At 74.8% G+C, this 19,558-nt stretch carries 8 protein-coding genes; 4 read left to right on the forward strand and 4 right to left on the reverse strand.

Annotated elements, in window-relative coordinates; translation table 11 throughout:
- Nucleotides 1–110: 110 nt before the first annotated feature.
- The 4 genes from OIM89_RS14055 to OIM89_RS14070 form a co-directional block, all read right to left on the reverse strand.
- Nucleotides 111–1,124 (reverse strand): histidinol-phosphate transaminase, encoded by a 1,014-nt coding sequence (locus tag OIM89_RS14055; protein ID WP_047466127.1) that lies wholly within the window; start codon nt 1,122–1,124, stop codon nt 111–113.
- 39 nt (nt 1,125–1,163) lie between these two features.
- The gene (locus OIM89_RS14060) at nt 1,164–2,168 is read right to left on the reverse strand and encodes an SAM-dependent methyltransferase (RefSeq protein ID WP_195730677.1); all 1,005 of its coding nucleotides are present in this window, start codon (nt 2,166–2,168) and stop codon (nt 1,164–1,166) included.
- A gap of 193 nt (nt 2,169–2,361) precedes the next feature.
- Nucleotides 2,362–3,399 (reverse strand): ISAzo13-like element transposase-related protein, encoded by a 1,038-nt coding sequence (locus OIM89_RS14065; protein WP_147483948.1) that lies wholly within the window; start codon nt 3,397–3,399, stop codon nt 2,362–2,364.
- A 160-nt stretch (nt 3,400–3,559) separates the two neighbouring features.
- Nucleotides 3,560–4,321, reverse strand: a complete 762-nt coding sequence (locus tag OIM89_RS14070) for a DUF4097 family beta strand repeat-containing protein (protein ID WP_030696148.1) — start codon at nt 4,319–4,321, stop codon at nt 3,560–3,562.
- A 294-nt stretch (nt 4,322–4,615) separates the two neighbouring features.
- On the opposite strand from OIM89_RS14070, the gene OIM89_RS14075 reads away from it, so the two are divergent.
- The 4 genes from OIM89_RS14075 (at nt 4,616) to OIM89_RS14090 (ending at nt 19,557) form a co-directional block, all read left to right on the forward strand.
- A complete protein-coding gene (locus OIM89_RS14075) occupies nt 4,616–5,356 on the forward strand; it encodes an ABC transporter ATP-binding protein (RefSeq protein ID WP_030696147.1) in 741 nt (246 codons plus the stop codon).
- A gap of 3 nt (nt 5,357–5,359) precedes the next feature.
- Entirely contained in the window at nt 5,360–8,002 is a 2,643-nt protein-coding gene (locus OIM89_RS14080) for an ABC transporter permease (protein ID WP_151168727.1), read from the forward strand.
- A gap of 447 nt (nt 8,003–8,449) precedes the next feature.
- Nucleotides 8,450–9,775, forward strand: coding sequence for a serine hydrolase domain-containing protein (locus OIM89_RS14085; RefSeq protein WP_264491320.1), 1,326 nt, complete (start codon nt 8,450–8,452; stop codon nt 9,773–9,775).
- Between the two features lie 104 nt (nt 9,776–9,879).
- Nucleotides 9,880–19,557, forward strand: a complete 9,678-nt coding sequence (locus OIM89_RS14090) for a non-ribosomal peptide synthetase (protein WP_264491321.1) — start codon at nt 9,880–9,882, stop codon at nt 19,555–19,557.
- Nucleotide 19,558: the final 1 nt, after the last annotated feature.

A 19,558-nucleotide genomic window follows, 5' to 3' on the forward strand; every position in this document is an offset into this window, starting at 1 on the left:
TTCGGCGCCCTCGGTCGGAGGGCGGTCTCGCTCCCCTTCCGGGGAAGCTTGGGGTTCGAGGAGCGGGAGGGCGGGGCTGCCGGTGCGGCGCCCCGGCCTCCCCGGTCCGCTCAGAGCCCGCGCGCGGCCCGCAGCACCAGGTCGTTGGCGTCGGAGGTGCCGATGGTGAGGCGGATGCCTTCGCCGGGGTAGAGCCGCACCTGGACCCCCGCACCGGCACACGCCCGGTGGAAGGCGGCGCACCGCTCCGGCTCGTCCAGCCAGAGGAAGTTGGCGCGGCTCTCCAGCACCCGCCAGCCCAGCCCGCGGAGCGCGGCCTGCATACGGGCCCGCTCGGCGGTGAGGGCGGCGATGCGCTCGTTCAGCTCGGCCTCGGCGCCCACCGAGGCGACGACGGCGGTGCGCGCCGTCTCGGTGATGGAGTACGGCACCGACATGGTCCGGATGCGGCGGGCGGTCTCGGGCGTTGTCAGGCCGTACCCGATACGCAGGCCGGCCAGCCCGTACGCCTTGGAGAACGTGCGCAGGACCACCAGGCGGCTTCGCCCGGCCTTGAGGAGGTCGGTGCCCTGCGGCAGCACGGCGTCACCGGCGAACTCCATGTACGCCTCGTCCAGCAGGACGAGTACGTGCGGGGGCAGGGCGTCGAGGAACCGCTCCAGCGCCCCCGCCTCGACCGGGGTGCCCGTCGGGTTGTGCGGGTTGCACAGGATCACCACGCGGGTCCGGTCGGTGACGGCGTCCAGGATGCGGGCCAGGTCCTGCTCCCCGTCGGGGGTGAGCGGTACCTCGACCCGGCCGGCGCCCGCCATTTCGGTGATGATCGGGTAGGCGTCGAAGGCCCGCCAGCCGTAGACGACCTCGTCCCGCGGGCCGTCGGTGAACGCCTGGAGGGCCTGGAGCGCGACGCCCACCGAGCCGCTGCCGACGACCACGGATTCCGCCGTCACCCCGCGCCACCGCGCGATGAACTCCATCAGGCCGTCCGCGTAGAACTGCGGGTAGCGATGCAGATCGGGAATGCCGTCGGCAATGGCCTTCCGCACCGACTCCAGCGGCGGGTACGGCGTTTCGTTGAGGGCCAGGGAATGGAGAGTGAGCGGTTTCTCGTCGACGGCGGTCACGACGCTCCCTCTGTTCCGTGCGGACCCGTGAATACGCGCTCACTCACTGTCGACCCGCTCCAGCTGGAAGATCACGGTGTTCGCCGGAGTGCTGTACACGTGCTGCTTCACGCACTTCCAGCCGGACTCCTCGAAGACCGAATACCATTCCTCTCGGGTGGGAATGTACTGGCCCATCAGCGCGTGCGCCGTCTCGAACCCCATGGTGAACAGCGGGAGATCCGGCGTTTCGTCGTCCGCGTTGCGGTGGGTGTCGCAGAGCACGAAGTGCTTCAGGTTCGGGAGTTGCGTACGGATTCCCCGGAAGAGTTCGACGCACTGCTCGCGCGGCCAGAAATCGTGACCCATGAGGAAGGAGGTCATGAGTTCGACGTCCTTGAACGCCTCGTACTCGCCGAGCTTGCGGGCGTCCCCGCGGATCAGGGTCACCCGGTCCTGGAGGCCGCCCGCGGCCACCGCGGCGGTGCCGACCTCGATGGCGCCGGCCGCGATGTCGAGGCCGACGCACGTCACCGAGGGGTCGCGCTTGGCCAGCTGGATCAGGCGCTCCCCGCTGCCGCAGCCGAGGTCCGCGGCGACGGAGAAGTCGAGGCCGTTCAGCACCTCGGTGAAGGCGGCGTCCATGAAGACGTCGTTGGCGTCCCGGCAGGCGATGCTCACGGCGGTGCTGTCACGCCGGATGTAGTCGCCGGTGCGGTGCTTGTCGTAGACGACCTCGCCCATGCGCTGGAAAAGCGATCCGTAGCCCTTGGTGAGCCACTGGAAAAGCCCCTTCGACTGGGCGAATTCCTCGAACGTGTCCCCTCTGGTCACCCGGTCGACGTCGACCTTCACGACGTCGGCGTAGGAGAGCGCCCGGAGCAGATAGCGCAGCGAAGGCTCGTCCATCTCCTCCTTCTTGGCGTACCACGGTATGTCAATCTCGTCCGCTTCGGTGAGCGCCTGGAAGAGGTCGATGTCCCAGGCCGCGCTGACCGCCCAGGTGGCGATCGATGAATTGAAGAGCTGTGCCGATTTCGCGAATTCAGTGGCTCCGCCGCTCATGGAGTGCGACTCCGTTCCCGTGTAGAGATGAGCCGCTCCCGGTGGACGGCTCGCTTTTCGCCGGGTTCGCGCGGGGATTTTCACCGCACGGCCTCAGCAGGGGCCCACTGTTGCCCGGGCTCCGGGCGGTTTCCACCTTCGTAAGCTCACGCGAACACTCCCCGGTCCCTGCGATCGGGTGCCGCGGGGCCGCTCAGCGGGCGGCCGATCCGGGGCGCAGGCTGTAGTTCCACTCCTGGGCGCCAGGGGGGACCGGGAGGTCGGCGAGGGGGCGAGGGACCTGGCCCTGGAGCGGGCCGACGGTGCCGATCAGGACGTGCTCACCGGCGGCCGGCAGACCGTCCCAGCAGGCGGTGACCTGGCAGGAGAGGCGGTGCTGGGCCGTCCGCCAGCGCAAGGTGGCCGGCGGCAGATGGCAGGCGGTGACCTCGGTACCGGAGGCGGCCGCGAACTCCGCCAGGGCCCGGCGCAGGGTGTCGGGGCTGGTGGCCCGCGAGCCCGCCTCGACGGCCACCAGCAGCCGCTCGGTGCGCGGGTGCGGCGTCCCGCCCTCCTGCGCCCACCAGTGGCGGACGGCGTTGGCGATGAGTACGGCGGTCCCGGCGTCGTCGAAGGGGAGCGCCGGCCGGCCGGCGCCGGGGCGCGGGCCGGGCTCGGGGACGGGTTCGGTGCGGACCCGGAGTACCGGGTGGCCCGCGTCGGTGAAGCCGCGCAGCAGCGCGGCGCCGTGGCGCAGCCGGGCGATCCGGTGCTCCCTGGTGCCGCGGACGGAGGTGTAGGCCGACGGCTGGAGCGTGAAGCCCTCGGCCTTGAGTAAGGACGAGACCGTGTCCGGGCCGACCGGGTGGCCGAGCAGGGTGAGCGCCTGGGCGAGTTCGCGGACGGAGAGGGTGGTCCACTCCAGCGGGGAACGGACGGTGCCGTCCGGTCCGGTGGAGCGGGCCAGGCTGAGCAGGGCGGGCAGCAGCCCCGGGTCCCGCTCGGTGAGCGGTCTGCGGCCGGCGCCGGCGCGGCGTACCCGTCCGATCGGCAGGTCGGGACCGTCGAGTTCGCGGACCCCCCGGGAGACCGTGGACTCCGCGACCCTGGCCGCCCTGGCGACGGTGCGGACGCCGCCGCGGCCCAGACCCTCGGCGACGGCTCCCAGGGCGAGGCGCCGCTGACGCTCGTTCAGGTTGGGCATCAGGCGCAGGAGTGCTCTGCTGAGTGGTCCGTCGGTCGCCTCCGTCACGCCGGCGAACGTATGTCAGCCGGAAACGCACGAAATGGAGTTTCGATCTGAACTAAAACGCGCGAACGCGCCTATGTTTTCCAGTTCTTGACGAGAAGACTGATCGGAACTGACCGATTCAGCTCTTTCGGAAGTTCCTCTTCCACTTGACCGGAAGGATTCAGTCCGCCTGATCGATCCGGGCGCTCCCGTTGGTGCTGCGGACTTCGATGCTCCGCTCGGCGCCCGGGCTGTTCTTCACCGAGGAGTCCGACCGGCCGTTCTCGGCGTCGACCCGGATCTGGTAACGGTCCTCACCCGGGGGGAGGGTGACGTTCACATTGCCGTTGTCGGTGCTGGCGGTCACCTTGCGCGGCGGCTCGGTGAAGACCACCTTGAGCCGGCCGTTGCGGGTCTCGGCGGTCAGCAGCCCGGCGCTGATCCCGATCGCCTCGGTGTTCCCGTCGCGCACCTTCAGACTGACGTCTCCGGACGCCTTCTCGACCTTGACGGCCGCGTTGGACGACTCGATCTCCTGGGACTGCGTGAGGCCGACCGAGTCGACCGAGCCGTTGCTGCTGGTCAGGCTCACCGCCAGGTTCTCGGGCAGGGTCACGGTGTAGCGGGCCGCGCAGCTGATCGAGATGCCGTGGCACTCGGTCCGCAGGTTCAGGGTGGAGCCGGACAGCTCCCACTGGGAGTTGTCGTCCTTGCCGGCGTCGCCCTCCACCGTGCGCTGGACCCGCACCTCCCCGCCCGTACCGCCCGTCCGCAGCCGCACGTCGGAATTGGTGGCGCTGACGGTGAGCTTGTCACCGGAGAAGGTGAAAGCCTTGCTCTCCGTCTTCTCCTCTCCCTTTCCCGGCCCTTCGCAGGCGGCCACGGAAACGCAGAGCAACGTGACGCCCAGCACCCCGGCCCATGTCCGCGCGTTCTTCCGCATTTCCATCCTCCCGTTCGGCGGCGACCGTCCGCGTGCCTTTCCACGCGGTGCGTGCGACGGCGGTCCGACCGCTGCCGGGCGACCATAAGCACCGCCCACCGGGCACTTCAAGGCAATCCGGCAGGTGGGGAGCTGGCTCGACCCGGGCCGCCCGGGAGGTGGAGTTTTCTCCACCTCCAAGAGGGCAGCCAGGGTCAGTGCCCGGACACCGGCCGCCTTGCTGTACTTCATCACGCCGGGACGAGTCGCCCCGGCCCAGCCACCGGAGCACCACCACCCGGAAAGGGAGAATCCGTGTCGGAAGCCGTCATCGACCAGGCCGTCACGCTACGCGGGGTCGGCAGACTCTACGGCCGCGGCGACGGCCAGGTCACCGCACTGAACGACGTCCACTGCGCCTTCGCCCGCGGCACCTGCACCGCCGTGATGGGGCCCTCCGGCTCCGGCAAGAGCACCCTGCTCCAGTGCGCCGCCGGGCTCGACCGGCCCAGCACCGGCCAGGTACTCATCGGGCAGACGGACATCAGCACGCTCAACGAGACGGAGCTGACCAAGCTGCGCCGCGAGCGGATCGGCTTCATCTTCCAGTCGTTCAACCTGATGCCCTCGCTCAACGCCCGGAAGAACGTGGCCCTGCCGATGCGGCTCGCCGGGCGGCGCCCCGGCCGCGGCCAGGTGGACGAGGTGCTCCAGCAGGTCGGCCTCGGCGACCGCGGCAAGCACCGGCCCGCCGAGATGTCCGGCGGCCAGCAGCAGCGGGTGGCCATCGCCCGCGCGCTGATCAGCCAGCCGGACGTCCTCTTCGCCGACGAGCCCACCGGCGCCCTGGACACCAACACCAGCCGCGAGGTGCTCAAGCTGCTGCGCGCCCTGGTCGACAACGCCGGCCAGACCGTCGTCATGGTCACCCACGACCCGGTGGCGGCCGCCTGGGCCGACCGCGTGATCTTCCTGACCGACGGCGCGATCTACGGCGAGCTGGCCTCCCCCACCGTGGAGGCCGTCAGCGAGCAGATGGCACGGCTGGGTGGCTGACCGATGCTGACGATCGCCCTCCAGACCCTGCGCACCAGATTCACCCTGTTCATCGGCACGTTCATCGCCCTCTCGCTGGGCGTCGCGCTGATCGCCGGCACCGGCCAGGTGCTCGACGCCACCCGCAAGCAGGACGGCCCGGCCGCCGCCGGACGGTACGACGCGGCCGACGCCGTCGTCCGCGCCCCGCAGTCCTACTCCGTGACGTTCGGCAGCGGCGACGGCGCGTACGAGGAGACCCGCACCGGCACCCGTACCCATCGCCTCGACGACGCCGGCGAGGTCGCCGGGAAGGTCGCCGCGGTGGACGGAGTCGCCCGGGTCGTCGTCGACCGGTCCGTCCCGGCCCAGCTGCTCGACGGAGCGGACGCCACCGCTGTCACCACCGCCCGCGCCTGGACCGCCGCGGCACTGGCCCCCCACCTGCTGAGCGACGGCCGGGAGCCGGCCGCCGCCGGCGAGGTCGTCCTCGCCCCCGCGCCCGGCGCCGAGGCCGGGGCCCGGGTGGGCGACCGGCTGGCGCTGCTCACCGCCCAGGGCCGCGAGGAGGTGCGGGTCGTCGGCATCGCCACCCGCCCCGGCCCCGCCGAGCCCGAGGGCGCCGCCACCGCCTTCCTCACCGAGGACGCGCTCGCCGGGCTGAACCCGGCGCCCGCCGAGGCCGACGCCGTCGCCGTCTTCGCCGAGCCCGGCGCCGCCGCCGGCACCGTGGCCGACGCGGTCCGCGCCGCCCTGCCCGACTCCCCGCTCGCGGTGCACACCGGGCCGGGCAAGGAGAGCGGCACCGCCGGGGCCAACCGGGCCGCCGCCCTCGACGAGGTCGCCACCCTGCTCGCGATCATGGCGCTGATCGGCTGCTTCGTCTCGGTCTTCGTCGTCTCCGGCACCTTCGCCTTCTCCATCGCCCAGCGCCGCCGCGAACTGGCGCTGCTGCGCACCGTGGGGGCCACCCCCGCGCAGGTGACCCGCATGGTGACGGCCGAGGCCGCGGCCCTCGGCACCGCCGCCTCCGCCGTCGGCTGCCTCATCGGCGTCCAGGGCAGCGACGGCATCACCGCGGTGCTCCAGCACTACGGGATGGCCCCCGCCGACATGGAGGTGCCGGTCTCCGTCCCGGTGCTGGTCATCAGCTTCGTGATCGGCCTCGCCGTCGCCCTCGCGGGCGTCCTCGCGGCCTCCCGGCGCGCGGCCCGGGTCCGTCCCGCGGAGACCCTGCGGGAGTCGGACACCGACACCAAGGTCATGACCCGGGGCCGGTGGATCACCGGTGGCCTGTTCCTGGCCCTCGCCGTCCTGCTGCTGGTCCAGCTGCCCCGCGCGGGCGACGACGGGGCCGTGGTCATCTCCCTGCTGCTGACCGAGATCCTGGTCATCGCCATGGTGGCCTTCGCCCCGCTGCTGGTCCCGCCGCTGGTGCGGGTCGCCGCCTGGCCGGTGGCCGCGCTCACCCGGTTCACCGGGACTCTCGCCGCCGACAGCGCGCGGGCCGCCGTCCGCAGGACCGCCTCGTGCGCCGCGCCGATCCTGGTGACCGTCGCCGTGGCCGGGTCCCTCGTCAGCATGAGCGACGCCACCTCCGCCAGCGCCGTCAACGACGAGCGGACCCACCTGCGCGCCGGAGCCGTCGTCGAGTCCGGCACGCGGATCGGCGTACCGGAGGAGGGAGTACGCGAACTGGGCGGCCTGCCCGACGTGCGCAGCGCCTCCCCCGTCGAGGTCACCAGCGGCTTCCTGGTGGGCTTCAACGCCCTCATCCCCAGCGACGTCGGCGCCGTCGACCCCGCCCGGCTGGCCGACAGCTTCGAGCTGAAGGCGGCCGACGGTGACCTCGCCGGCCTGCGCGGCGACACGGTGGCGGTCAGCCGCACCCTCTCCGCCCAGGCCGGCTGGAAGACCGGCGACGAGGTGTCGCTGCGGCTCTCCGACACCACCGCGCTGAAGCTCAAGGTGGTGGCCGTCCTGGACGCCTCCGCCGGGCTGCCGGGAGCCCTGCTCCCCCGCGACACCCTGCTGGACGCCGACCCCGGCCTCGCCGCCGGACGCGTCTACCTGGCGCTGGACGAGGGCGCGGACGCCGCCCAGGTCGCGGGCGCTGCCGACGCGGTGGCCCGCGAGTACGGCGCCGCGGCGTTCGACCGCGAGAGCTGGCTGGAGCGCAGCGCCGCCGACTCCGAGCGGGAGGGCCGCATCCTGGTCCTCGTCCTGCTGGGCATGGCCCTGCTCTACACCGGCATCGCCATAGCCAACACCCTGGTGATGGCCGCCGAGCAGCGCGCCTCCGGCGTCCTGCTGCTGCGGCGGCTGGGGGCCACCGGCGGCCAGGTCCTGCGCAGCGTCCTGTGGGAGACCCTGACCGTCGTCGTGGTCGGCGGCATCCTGGGCATCGCCGCGGCCGGGGTCACCGTGCTCGGCATGAGCCGCGCCCTGGACGGCGCCGGGGGCGCCTCGTTCCCCGTCCCGTGGGCCGAGATGGGCGGCGTCCTCGGCGGCTGCCTGCTGATCGCCATGATCGCCTCCCTCATCCCGACCGTCCTCCAGCTCCGTTCCACCCGGACTCCCCGGCCGAAGGCGGTCACACCGCCTCCCGGCGCGGGGCTGCCGACGGCTCCCCAGGAGGTGGAGCCGCCGGTGCACAGCCGCTCCTGACCGCCGGTACATCCCCCGGCCGGCGTCGGCCGAGCGGCACGCACCGCCCGGTCCGGACCCTCGTGGTCCGGGCCGGGCGGGGCCGCACTTCAGGTCCTGTCCGGCGGATCTTCGCGGGCCTGCGACGCCTGGTACGCACGCTCGCCGTACGCCCGGATCACCCAGGTACGTCCAGTACGAGGGAGATCCGGGCGCGGGCACCGGACGCCACAGGCTGTTCCACGAAGATCCGCCGGACAGGACCTTTAGGCGTGAGCTTCCGAAGGTGGCACCCGCTGCCGCCCTCGGCGAGGGTGGGTCCGCGTCGCGCCGTGGGTGGCGCGTGGCCCGCCGGGCCCCGCCCCTCCCCACCCGGAGTGTCCCCGGGCGGCGCGCCCAATTCCTGCCGGGAGCCCCGCCGGTGGCGACTGCCGCCCAGGTCTCCCGCCCGCGCCATAGGGGGACTTCGTGAACGTGGACACGCTCTCCGAACGGCTTCTGGACCTCGCCCGCGAACACGGTGTGCCGGGCGGCCAGTTCGCCCTGCGGCACGACGGTGCGACGCACACCGTGCTCTTCGGCGAGGAGGAGGCGGGCTCCGGCCGGCCCGTGCGGGAGGACAGCAAGTTCCCCACCGGGTCGATCACCAAGACGTTCACCGCCGCGCTGGCCATGGTCCTGGTGGACGAGGGCGACCTCGACCTGGACCTGCCCCTCGCCGACCAGCTGCCCGACCTGCGGGTGCCCGACGCCTCGTTCGGCGAGAAGCAGACCCTGCGCCAGCTCCTGTCGCACAGCAGCGGCCTGCCGCCCGGCCGGGACAGCGACGACCTGGCCGAGACCACCCGCCGCCGCTACCTCGCCGACTGCGCCCGGATGCGCCCCATCCCGGAGTGCGGCTCGTCGTTCTCGTACTCCAACATCGGCTACGTCGTCACCGGGTTCCTGGTCGAACACGTCGCCCGGATGGACTGGCGGGAGGCGCTGGAGACGATCCTCCTGACGCCACTGGGCGTCGAACCGGCCTACATCACCCCTCCCGCCGGCCGCCCGCACGTCCCCGGCCACGCCGCCCGGGCCGCCGGCGCCTCCGCCCTGCCCGTACGCCAGACGCTCCCCCGGGTCGAAGCGGCCGCGGGCGCGCTCGCACTGAGCGCCGCCGACCTGCTCGCCTACGGCCTGCTCCACACCGACGACGCCCCGGGGGTGCCGGGGCTGCTGGACGCCGAGGCGCTGGTGCCGATGCGCCGGCCGGTGCCCGGGGCCGACCCGTTCGGCCTCGCCGACGGGTGGGGGCTGGGGCTCTCCCGCTACCGCGCCGGGGACGGAAGCTGGCGGGCCGGCCACGACGGCACCTCCGACGGCACCTCCTGCCACCTGCGCGTCGACCCGGCCACCGGCACCGCCGCGGCCCTCACCACCAATGCCAACACCGGCATGGCGCTGTGGGAGGAGCTGACCGCCGAACTCGCCGCGGACGGCCTCGACCTGGCGGGCTACTCGTACTCCGGCGCCGGCCGCGAGCGCGGCGAGGTGCCCGCACCGCCCGAGTGCGAGGGCACCTACGAGAACGGCGACACCACCTACACGATCGACCTCGCCGCCGACGGCGAGGCACGTCTGAAGGTCGGCGGCGAGCCCTTCGCCCGGCTCACCTTCCATGACGACCTCAGCTTCACCATGCGCGAACTGGCCGCCAACCGGCTGGCCTACCTGGGGCGGTTCCTGCGCGCTCCGGAGACCGGGCGCCTGGAGCAGATCCAGGTGACCGGGCGGCGCGCGCAGCGCGTCTGACGACTCTCCGGCCGTCCGGCCGGGGGCGGCCACGGCACCAGGCGAGCCCGCCCTCTCCCCCGCGCGGGGAGCACCGAAACCCACTCGGAAGAGGACAGGAAGACATGGAACGCGGAACGGCACCCCGGCCACCGAAGCACCCGTCGACCAGCTCCGGCTACCCCGCGGACGCCTGCCTGCACGAACTGTTCCAGGAGCAGGCGGCCCGCCGGCCGGACGCGACCGCCCTCGTCCTCGGCGACCGCCAGGTCTCCTACGGCGAACTCAACGCGCGGGCCAACCGGCTCGCCCGCCACCTGGCCGGGCAGGGCGTGGGCCCGGGCGACCTGGTAGGCGTCTGCCTGGAGCGCGGGCCGGAACTGGTCACCGGCCTGCTGGCGGTGCTCAAGACCGGCGCCGGCTGCGCGCCGATGGACCCCGCCTTCCCCGGCCCCCGGCTGGCGGAGATGGCCCGCCAGGCCGGCACGGGCGTCGTCGTCACCGACGCGGCGGGCGCCGGCCGGGCCGCCGCCCTGGCCCCCACCGTGGTCGTGCTGCCCGGCCCGGGCGAGGCCGAGGGACCGCTCGCCGCGTACGGCGAGGAGGACCTGCCGAACCGGGCCACGCCGGACGACGCCGCGTACGTGATGTTCACCTCCGGCTCCACCGGCCGCCCCAAGGGCGTGCTCTCCCCGCACCGTTCCCTGGTGCGCCTGCTCTTCGGCCAGGAGTTCCTGGTCTTCGGCGAGCACCGCACCTGGCTCCAGGCCGCACCGGTCTCCTGGGACGGCTTCGCGATCGAACTGTGGGGGGCGCTGCTGCACGGCGGCACCGGGGTCCTGCACCCCGGCTCCACCCCCAACCCGGCGGTCATCACCGAACTGGCGCGGGCGCACGGCATCACCACGGCCTTCCTGCCCACCAGCCTCTTCAACGCGATCGCCGACGAGTACCCCGAACTGATCGGCAGGCTGCGCGAGGTCATGACGGGCGGCGAGGCGTGCAGCCCGCGCCACCTGGCCAAGGCCCTGCGCGCCCACCCCGCGCTGGCCCTCCTCCACGTCTACGGACCGATGGAGAACGGCGGGTACACCACCTGGCACCGCGTCCGCCCCGACGAGCTGGACGGCCCCACCGTGCCGATCGGCCGCGCCGTCGCCCACACCCGGACGCACGTGCTCGACGACCGGCTCCAGCCGGTGGCCGAGGGCGGCACCGGCGAGCTGTGGATCGGCGGCGACGGCCTGGCGCGCGGCTACTTCGGGCGGCCCGCGCTCACCGCCGAACGGTTCATCGCCTCCCCCTTCACCCCCGGCGAACGGCTCTACCGCAGCGGCGACCAGGTGCGCCTGCTCCCTTCGGGCGAACTGGAGTTCGTCGGCAGGACCGACCACCAGGTGAAGATCCGCGGCTTCCGCATCGAGCCCGAGGAGGTGCGCGCCGCCCTGCTCGGTCACCCGGCCGTCGCCGAGGCCGCCGTCGTCGCGGTCCGGCACGGCGACGGCCCGCGCCGGCTCGCCGCCTACGTCGTCCCGACCCCCGGCGACGAGGCCCCCGGCCGGGCCGAGCTGCGCGCCTTCCTCTCCCGCGAACTCCCCGCCCACATGGTGCCCAGCGCCTTCACCGCCCTGGAGCGGATGCCGCACAACGCCTCGGCGAAGGTCGACCGCGCCGCCCTGCCGGAGCCGGACTGGACCGCCGCCGCCGAGGATCACGTCCCGCCGCGCGGGCACGTGGAGGAGACGCTGGCCCGCGTCTGGGCCGAGGTGCTCGGGGTGCCGCGCGTCGGCGCCCACGACGACTTCTTCGACCTGGGCGGCGACTCCATCGCCGCCGTGCGCGTCGCCTCCCGGACCGCCGCCGCGCTCCGGACCCGGGTCGCGCCCCGCGCCCTGTTCCAGGCGCCCACCGTCGCCGCCCTCGCCGAACTGCTGGCCACGGCACCCGAGCCGGACGGCCACCGCCCCGAGGGCCCGGCGCCGGAGGCGGCCGGCCACACCGCGCTGCCCCTCTCGGACGCCCAGCGCCGGCTGTGGTTCCTCCACGAAGCGGGCTCCGGCGCGGCGGAGTACAACACGCCCATCGGCCTCCGGCTGACCGGACCGGTGCGGACCACGGCGCTGCGCGCGGCGCTGGACGCGCTCTCCGCCCGCCACGAGCCGCTGCGCACCACCTTCGACTCGGCCGACGGCGTCGGCACGCAGACCGTCCACGAGGTGCTGGCACCCGGCCTCGCCCGGTACGACCTGAGCGGACTCCCGGCGCACGAGCGGGACGCGGCCGTCGAACGGCACGTCCGGCAGGACGCGGGACTCCCCTTCGACCTGCGCACCGGGCCGCCGGTGCGCACCCTGCTGCTGACCCTCGCCCCCGGCCGGCACCTGCTCGTCCTCAACCTCCACCACCTGGTGACGGACGGCTGGTCGACCCGGCTGCTCATCGAGGAACTGGCCGCCCTCTACGCCCACCTGTGCGAGGCCCCCGGCACGCCGCCCGCCGAGGCCGCCGCCGCCTGCGGCCTGGCCCCGCTGGAAACCCGGTACGCGCAGTTCGCGCTCCGGCAGCGGGAGGAGGCCGCGGGCGAGGCCCGGAAGGCGGCCCTGGAACGCCGGCGCGCCCGCCTGTCCGGCGCCCCCTTGGTGGAGCTGCCCGCCGACCGGGTCCGGCCGCCGGTCCGCTCCACCGCGGGCGCCGTCCACCGCTTCGAGCTGTCCCCGCAGCTCACCACCGACCTCAGGCGGCTGGGCCGGGAGCACGGCGCCACCCTCTTCATGGTCCTCACCGCCGGTGTGCAGGCGCTCCTCGCCCGCGCCACCGGCGAGGAGGACATCAGCGTCGGCACCGTCTCCTCCGGGCGCACCCGCCCCGAACTGGAGCGGCTGGTGGGCTTCTTCGTCAACACCCTGGTGCTGCGCGGCACCGTCCGCCTCGACGCCGGCTTCGCCGCCCTGCTGCGCGAGGTGCGCGGCACGGTGCTGGACGCCTTCGACGACGAGGACGTGCCGTTCGACCGCGTGGTCGAGGCCGTCGCCCCGCAGCGCGACCCCGGCCGGCACCCGCTGGTGCAGACCGTGGTGGCGCTCCAGGAGGAACTGCCCTCGGTCGACGACGCGGCCGGCCTGCGGATCGAGCCGTACGACCTGCCGCGCGGCCGTTCGCGGTTCGACCTGTTCGTCGAGTTCACGCCCCGGGGCACGGCGCTGGGCTGCGCCCTGGAGTACAGCACCGCCCTCTTCGCACCGGAGACCGTCGAACGGTTCGGGGCCCAGCTGACCGCCCTGCTGCACAGCGCCGTCCAGCGGCCCGGTACGGCGCTGGCCGCGCTGCCGCTGACCGCCGACGGGGAGCTGCCCGCGCCCGGCACCGAGTCCGGACAAGCCGGCACCGACGCCGGGCTCTGCCTGCACGAGGCGTTCGAGCGGCAGGCGGCCCGCACCCCCGACGCGGTGGCGCTGGTCTTCGAGGGCCGCCGGACCGGCTACCAGGAACTGGACGAGGCCGCCAACCGGCTCGCCCACCACCTCGTCGCCCAGGGCGCCGGCCGCGGCCAGGTGGTCGCGGTCTGCCTGGAGCGCGGGCCCGAGCTGATCACCGCCCTGCTGGCGGTCCTCAAGTCCGGTGCCGCCTACGCCCTGCTGGACCCGGACTTCCCCGACGAGCGGCTCACCGGGACCCTGCGCCGGACCGCCGCTCCGCTCCTGGTCACCGACTCGGCCACGGCCGGCCGGTTCGCCGGTGCCACCGGGGTGCGGGTCCTGGACCTGGACGCCGAGCGCGGCGCCGTCGCCGCCCGTTCGCCGCTGGCCCCCCGCTCCGGCGTCACCCCGCTCGACGCGGCCAGCGTCATGTTCACCTCCGGCTCCACCGGCCGTCCCAAGGGCGTGCTGTCGCCGCACCGGGCCGCGGTACGCGTCGTCCTGGGCCAGGAGTTCGCGGCGTTCGGGCCCGAGCAGGTGTGGCTCCAGTCCGCGCCGATGTCGTGGGACGCGTTCTCCCTGGAGCTGTGGGGCGCGCTGCTGCACGGCGCCACCTGCGTCCTGCACCCCGGTTCGGTCCCGGACCCGGCGGTGATCGCCGCCCTCGTCCCGGCCCACGGCGTCACCACGCTCTGGCTCTCCGCCAGCCTCTTCAACGTCCTCGTCGACGAGGAGCCGGACGTCTTCGGCCCCGTCCGGCAGGTCATCACCGGCGGTGAGGCCGCTTCCCCCGCCCATGTGGCGCGCGTCCGGGCCGCCTTCCCCCACCTGACCCTCGTCAACGGCTACGGGCCGGTGGAGAGCATGGTCTTCGCCACCGCCCGCCGGATCGAGGCGGACGACACCCGGCGGCCCTCGGTGCCGATCGGCACGCCGCTCGGCCGTACCCGGGTGCTGCTGCTCGACGACCACCTGCGGCCGGTGCCGCCCGGCCTGCCGGGCGAGGTGTGGATCGGCGGCGACGGGCTCGCCCTCGGCTACCTCGGCCAGCCGGCCCTGACGGCGGAACGATTCGTCGCCTCCCCCTTCCACCCCGGCGAACGGCTCTACCGCACCGGCGACCTGGCCCGCCGCATCGGCGACGGCGCCCTGGAGTTCATCGGGCGCGCCGACGACCAGGTCAAGATCCGTGGCTTCCGCGTGGAACCGGGCGAGGTCCGCGCCGCCCTGCTGCGCCACCCGGCGCTGCTCGACGCGGCCGTCGTCGCCGTCCGCCCCGCCGAGGGCCCCAAGCGGCTCGCCGCCTACGCCGTCGCCGCGCCGGGCGCCACCGTGCCCGCCCCCGCCGAACTGCGGGGCTTCCTCGCGGCCTCGCTCCCCTCGCACATGGTGCCGTCGGCCTTCACCGCGGTGGACCGGCTGCCGCTGACCCCGGCGGGCAAGCTGGACCGGGCCGCGCTGCCCGCCCCCGACTTCGCGGCCGCCGCCACCGGCGGATTCGTCCCGCCGCGCGAGGGGGCCGAGCGGACGCTGGCCCGCATCTGGTCCGAGGTGCTGGGCGTGGAGCGGGTCGGCGCGCAGGACAACTTCTTCGACCTGGGCGGCGACTCCATCCTCAGCATGCAGGTGGTCTCGCGGGCACGGGCCGCCGGCATCCCGCTCCACTCCAAGGACGTCTTCCAGCGGCAGACGGTGGCCGCGCTGGCCGCCGTGGAGGGCGATGCGCCCCCACGCCCGGCCGGGGAGAAGGTCCCGGCCGTCGGCGAGGTGCCCACCACCCCGGTGCAGCACTGGTTCTTCGCCACCCCGCAGGAACGTCCCGGCCACTTCGACCAGTACGTGGTCCTCGACCTCGCCCCCGGCACCGACCGGGCGGCGCTGGCCACCGCCGTCGCCGCGCTGCCCGCCCGGCACGACGCACTGCGCACCCGCGCCGTCCTGGAGAGGGGACGGTGGGTCCAGCACACCGAACCCCTCGCCAAGGGGGCGCCGGCCGGACCGCGCACCGTCGACCTTTCCGGGCGGACCCCCGCCGAGCAGGACGCCGCCGTCCAGGCGTGGCCGCACGGCGAGGAGGCCCGGTTCCGCCTGGACGAGCCGGCCAAGTTCGCCTCGGTCCTCTTCGAGCGGGGACCGGAGCGGGGCCCCGCGCTGCTGCTGACCGCCCATCACCTGGTCGTCGACGGGGTCTCCTGGCGCGTCCTCACCGAGGACCTGGAGACCGCCTACCACCAGGCGGCCGCGGGCCGCGCCGTCGATCTGGGGGCACCCACCACCTCGTTCCGTGCCTGGGCGCTCAGGCTGGAGGAGCACACCGCCAAGGGCGGCTTCGACGCCGAGGCCGGCTACTGGGAGAAGGCCGCCGCGCCCGGCCCCGCGCTGCCCCGCGACGGCGAGGGCCCCCGCGGGGCCGGCGCCGCCCGGAGCGTCACCGTGGAGCTGTCCACCGAGGAGACCGGCACCCTGCTGCGGCGGGCCTCGGCCGCGTACCACACAGGTGTGGAGACCTTGCTGGCCGCGGCCTGCGGCCGGGCGCTGGCCCGCTGGACCGGGCAGCGGCGCACCCTGGTCGCGATGGAGGGCCACGGCCGGGAGGAACTGTTCGAGGACGTCGACCTCACCCGCACCGTCGGCTGGTTCACCTCCCTCTACCCGGTGGCGCTCTCGGTCGGCCCCGAGGACGGCTGGGACGTCACGCTCCCCTCCGTCAAGGAGCAGCTGCGTGCCGTTCCCGGCCGCGGCGTGGGCTTCGGCGCCCTGCGGTACCTGTCCGGCGGCGCCGCCGGCCCCGCCGGCCACCGGGTGGCGGAGGGCCTGCCCGAGGTGAGCTTCAACTATCTCGGCCGGTTCGGCTCGGGCGCGGGCGCCGACGGGGCGCTGGTCCGGGGGAGTTCGGGTGTCCAGCTCACCGAGGACCCCACGCGGCGCAGGCCGTTCCTGCTCGACGTGGTGGCCCGGGTGGAGGACGGGCGGCTCGCCGTGGAGTGGGTGCACTCCCCGGGCGTGCACGACGAGGCCACCGTGCGGGGCCTTGCCGAGGAGACCGCCGCCGCCCTGCGCGAGATCGTCCGGCACAGCGCCGAGCCGTCGGCCGGCCGCGCCACCCCGTCCGACTTCCCGCTGGCCGGGCTGGACCAGGCCGCCCTGGACCGGGTGCTGGCAGGCCGCGAGGTCGAGGACCTCTACCCGCTCACCGCGATGCAGAGCGGCATGCTCTACCACAGCATGGCCGACGCGCGGGAGGGCCTGTACCTGGAGCAGATCTCCTTCACCGTGGACGGCCTCGACGACCCGGGCACGCTGGAGGAGGCGTGGCGCCGGGCGGTCGCCGACACCCCGGTGCTACGCACCGCCGTGCTGACCGACGGCCTCTCCCAGCCGCTCCAGGCGGTCCACCGCACCGCCTCGCTCCCCGTCACCCACCTGGACTGGCGGGAGCAGACAGACCCTGCCCGGCGCGCCGCCGACTGGGCCGAGGTGATGGAGCGCGACCGCGCCCGCGGCCTGGACCTGGACCGGCCGCCGCTGACCCGGATCACCCTGGCCCGGCTGCCCGGGGGCGGCGTGCGGGTGCTGTGGACCTTCCACCACCTGCTCCTCGACGGCTGGAGCGTCTTCCAGCTGCTGACCGACGTCCTGGACACCTGCGGCGCGGTCCTCTCGGGCGAGCCCCGGTCCCGCCACGCCGGCCGCCGCCCCTTCCGGGAGTACGCGGCGTGGCTCGCCCGGCAGGACACCGGTGCGGCGGTGCGCCACTGGCGCCAGGCCCTCGACGGGTTCACCGCGCCCACTCCGCTCCCCTGGGACCGCAAGCCGTCGGACCGCCGGCAGAGCAGCTCCACCGGGCGGCTCGGCCGCGCCCTGCCCGCGCCGGTCACCGCGCTGCTGACCCGCACCGCCCGCGAGCACCGGCTGACCCTCAACACCCTGGTCCAGGGCGCCTGGGCATTGCTGCTGTCGCGCTACGCCGCACAGGACGACGTCTGCTTCGGCTCCACCCGCTCCATCCGCCCCCCGGAGCTGCCGGGCGCCGAGACCGTCCTCGGCCTGCTGATCAACACCCTGCCGGTACGGGCGCGGATCGAGCCCGGCGAGCGGCTGGTGCCCTGGCTCACCCGGCTCCAGGAGCGGCAGACCGCCGCCGGCGAGCACGAGCACCTGCCCCTGACCCAGGTGCGGGCGGGCAGCGGCGTCGCCTCGGGCACCGCCCTCTTCGACAGCGTGCTGATCTTCGAGAACTACCCGGTGGACACCGCGGCGCGGCCCGACGGGCTGCGGCTGCACACGGTCGACGGCGACGTCGAGACCACCAACTACCCGCTGGCCGTGACCGTCTACCCGGACGAGCGGCTGACCTTCCGCTTCGCCTACGACCCGGAGCTCTTCGACGAGGCCACGGTGGAGCGGATGGCCGCCCGGCTGGAGCAGCTGCTCACCTCGGCGGCACACCGCCCGCTGAGCCCCCTGCGGGCACTGGACTGGCTCACCGCCGAGGAGGAGCGGGAACTGCTCGCGGCCGGCCAGGGCCCCGTCCCCGCGGCCGCCGGCGCCACCGTCCTCGACCTGCTCGCCGCGCAGACCGCCCGTACCCCGGACGCGCCCGCGCTGAGCGGGGAGGGGACCACGCTCACCTACCGCGAACTGGCCAGGCGTTCCGACCGGCTGGCCCGGGTGCTGGCCGGCCACGGCGCGGGCCCCGAGGAGCTCGTCGCCGTCGCGGCCCGGCCCTCCACCGACCTGGTCGTCGCGCTGATCGGCGTCCTCAAGACGGGGGCCGCCTATCTGCCGCTCGCCCCCGACCACCCGGCCGAGCGGACCGCGTACATCCTCGAGGACGCCGCGCCGAAGCTGGTCCTGGCCGACGCGGCGGGGCTCGGCGCCCTGCCGGCGGGCACCCGGACGCTGCGCGTCGAGGATGCCGGGGCGGGCGGGGGGACGGCCGGGGAGCCGGCGGAGACCACGCCCGGCACACCGCCGGGGGACCGCCACCCCGCCTACGTCCTGTACACCTCCGGCTCCACCGGCCGGCCCAAGGGCGTCGTGGTCGAGCACCGGTCGCTCGCCGACTACGTGCGCTGGGCCGCCGGCGCCTACCCGGGCGCGGCCGGGGGCTCGGTGCTCCACTCGCCGCTCACCTTCGACCTGACGGTGACCTCGCTCTACCCGCCGTTGATCAGCGGCGGCCAGGTGCGCGTCGCCGACCTGGAGGACGCGGCACAGGTCACCGGCGGCGGCCGGGAAACCCTCGTCCTCAAGGCCACCCCCGCCCACCTGCCGCTGCTCTCCGCGCTCGGCGGGCAGCTCCCGGGCGCCGGTCAACTGGTACTGGGCGGCGAGCAGTTGCTCGGCGAGGCGGTACGCCGCTGGCGCCAGGAGCGCCCCGACGCCACCGTGGTCAACGAGTACGGCCCCACCGAGGCGACGGTGGGCTGCATGGAGTACCGGCTGCCGCCCGGCGCCGAGATCCCGGCCGGTCCCGTGCCGATCGGCCGCGCCCGGGCCGGCATCCGGCTGCGCGTCCTCGACACCTCCCTGCGCCCGGTGCCCGAGGGCGTCGCCGGTGAGCTGTACGTGGCCGGCACCGGCCTGGCCCGCGGCTACGTGCGGCGCCCGGCGCTGACCGCCGAACGGTTCACCGCCGACCCGTACGGCCCGCCCGGCACCCGCATGTACCGCACCGGGGACCTGGTGCGGCTGCGGCCCGACGGCGACCTGGAGTTCGTGGGACGCACCGACCACCAGGTGAAGATCCGCGGCCACCGGATCGAGCTCGGCGAGGTGGAGGCGGCGCTCGCCGCCCACCCGTCGGTGGCGGAGGCCGCCGCGCTCGCGCTCCCCGCCCCGCCCGCGCGGCAGGGGCCGGCGGACACCGGGGACGGCGAGCCCCGGCTGCGGCTGGTCGGCTACGCCGTGCCCGCCGCCGGGCACCGCCTGGACGGCGCCGGGATACGCGCGGCCCTCGGGGCCCAGCTCCCGGCGTACATGGTGCCCTCGGCCGTGGTCGTGGTGGACGCGCTGCCGCTGACCGGCAACGGGAAGCTGGACCGCGCCGCCCTCCCGCAGCCGCCCGCGCAGGAGAGCGGCGAGGAGTACACCGCGCCCCGGACCCCCACCGAGGAGGCCGTCGCCGACCTCTGGGCGGCGCTGCTCGGCGTCGAACGGGTCGGCGCCCACGACGACTTCTTCGAGCGGGGCGGCGACTCCCTGCTGAGTCTCCAGGCCGTCCTGCGGATGAAGGTCGCCTTCGGCCTGGACCTCTCGCCGCGCGACGTCCTGAGCAGACCGACCGTCGCCGCCCTCGCCCAGCTGATCGAGGAACGCATCATCGCCGAACTGGAGCGGGCCGCCGCCGAGGAGGCGGGCCAGGACCGGCCGCCGTCCGCCTGAG

Source organism: Streptomyces sp. BI87, from assembly GCF_025957665.1.
Lineage (GTDB): Bacteria > Actinomycetota > Actinomycetes > Streptomycetales > Streptomycetaceae > Streptomyces > Streptomyces albidoflavus.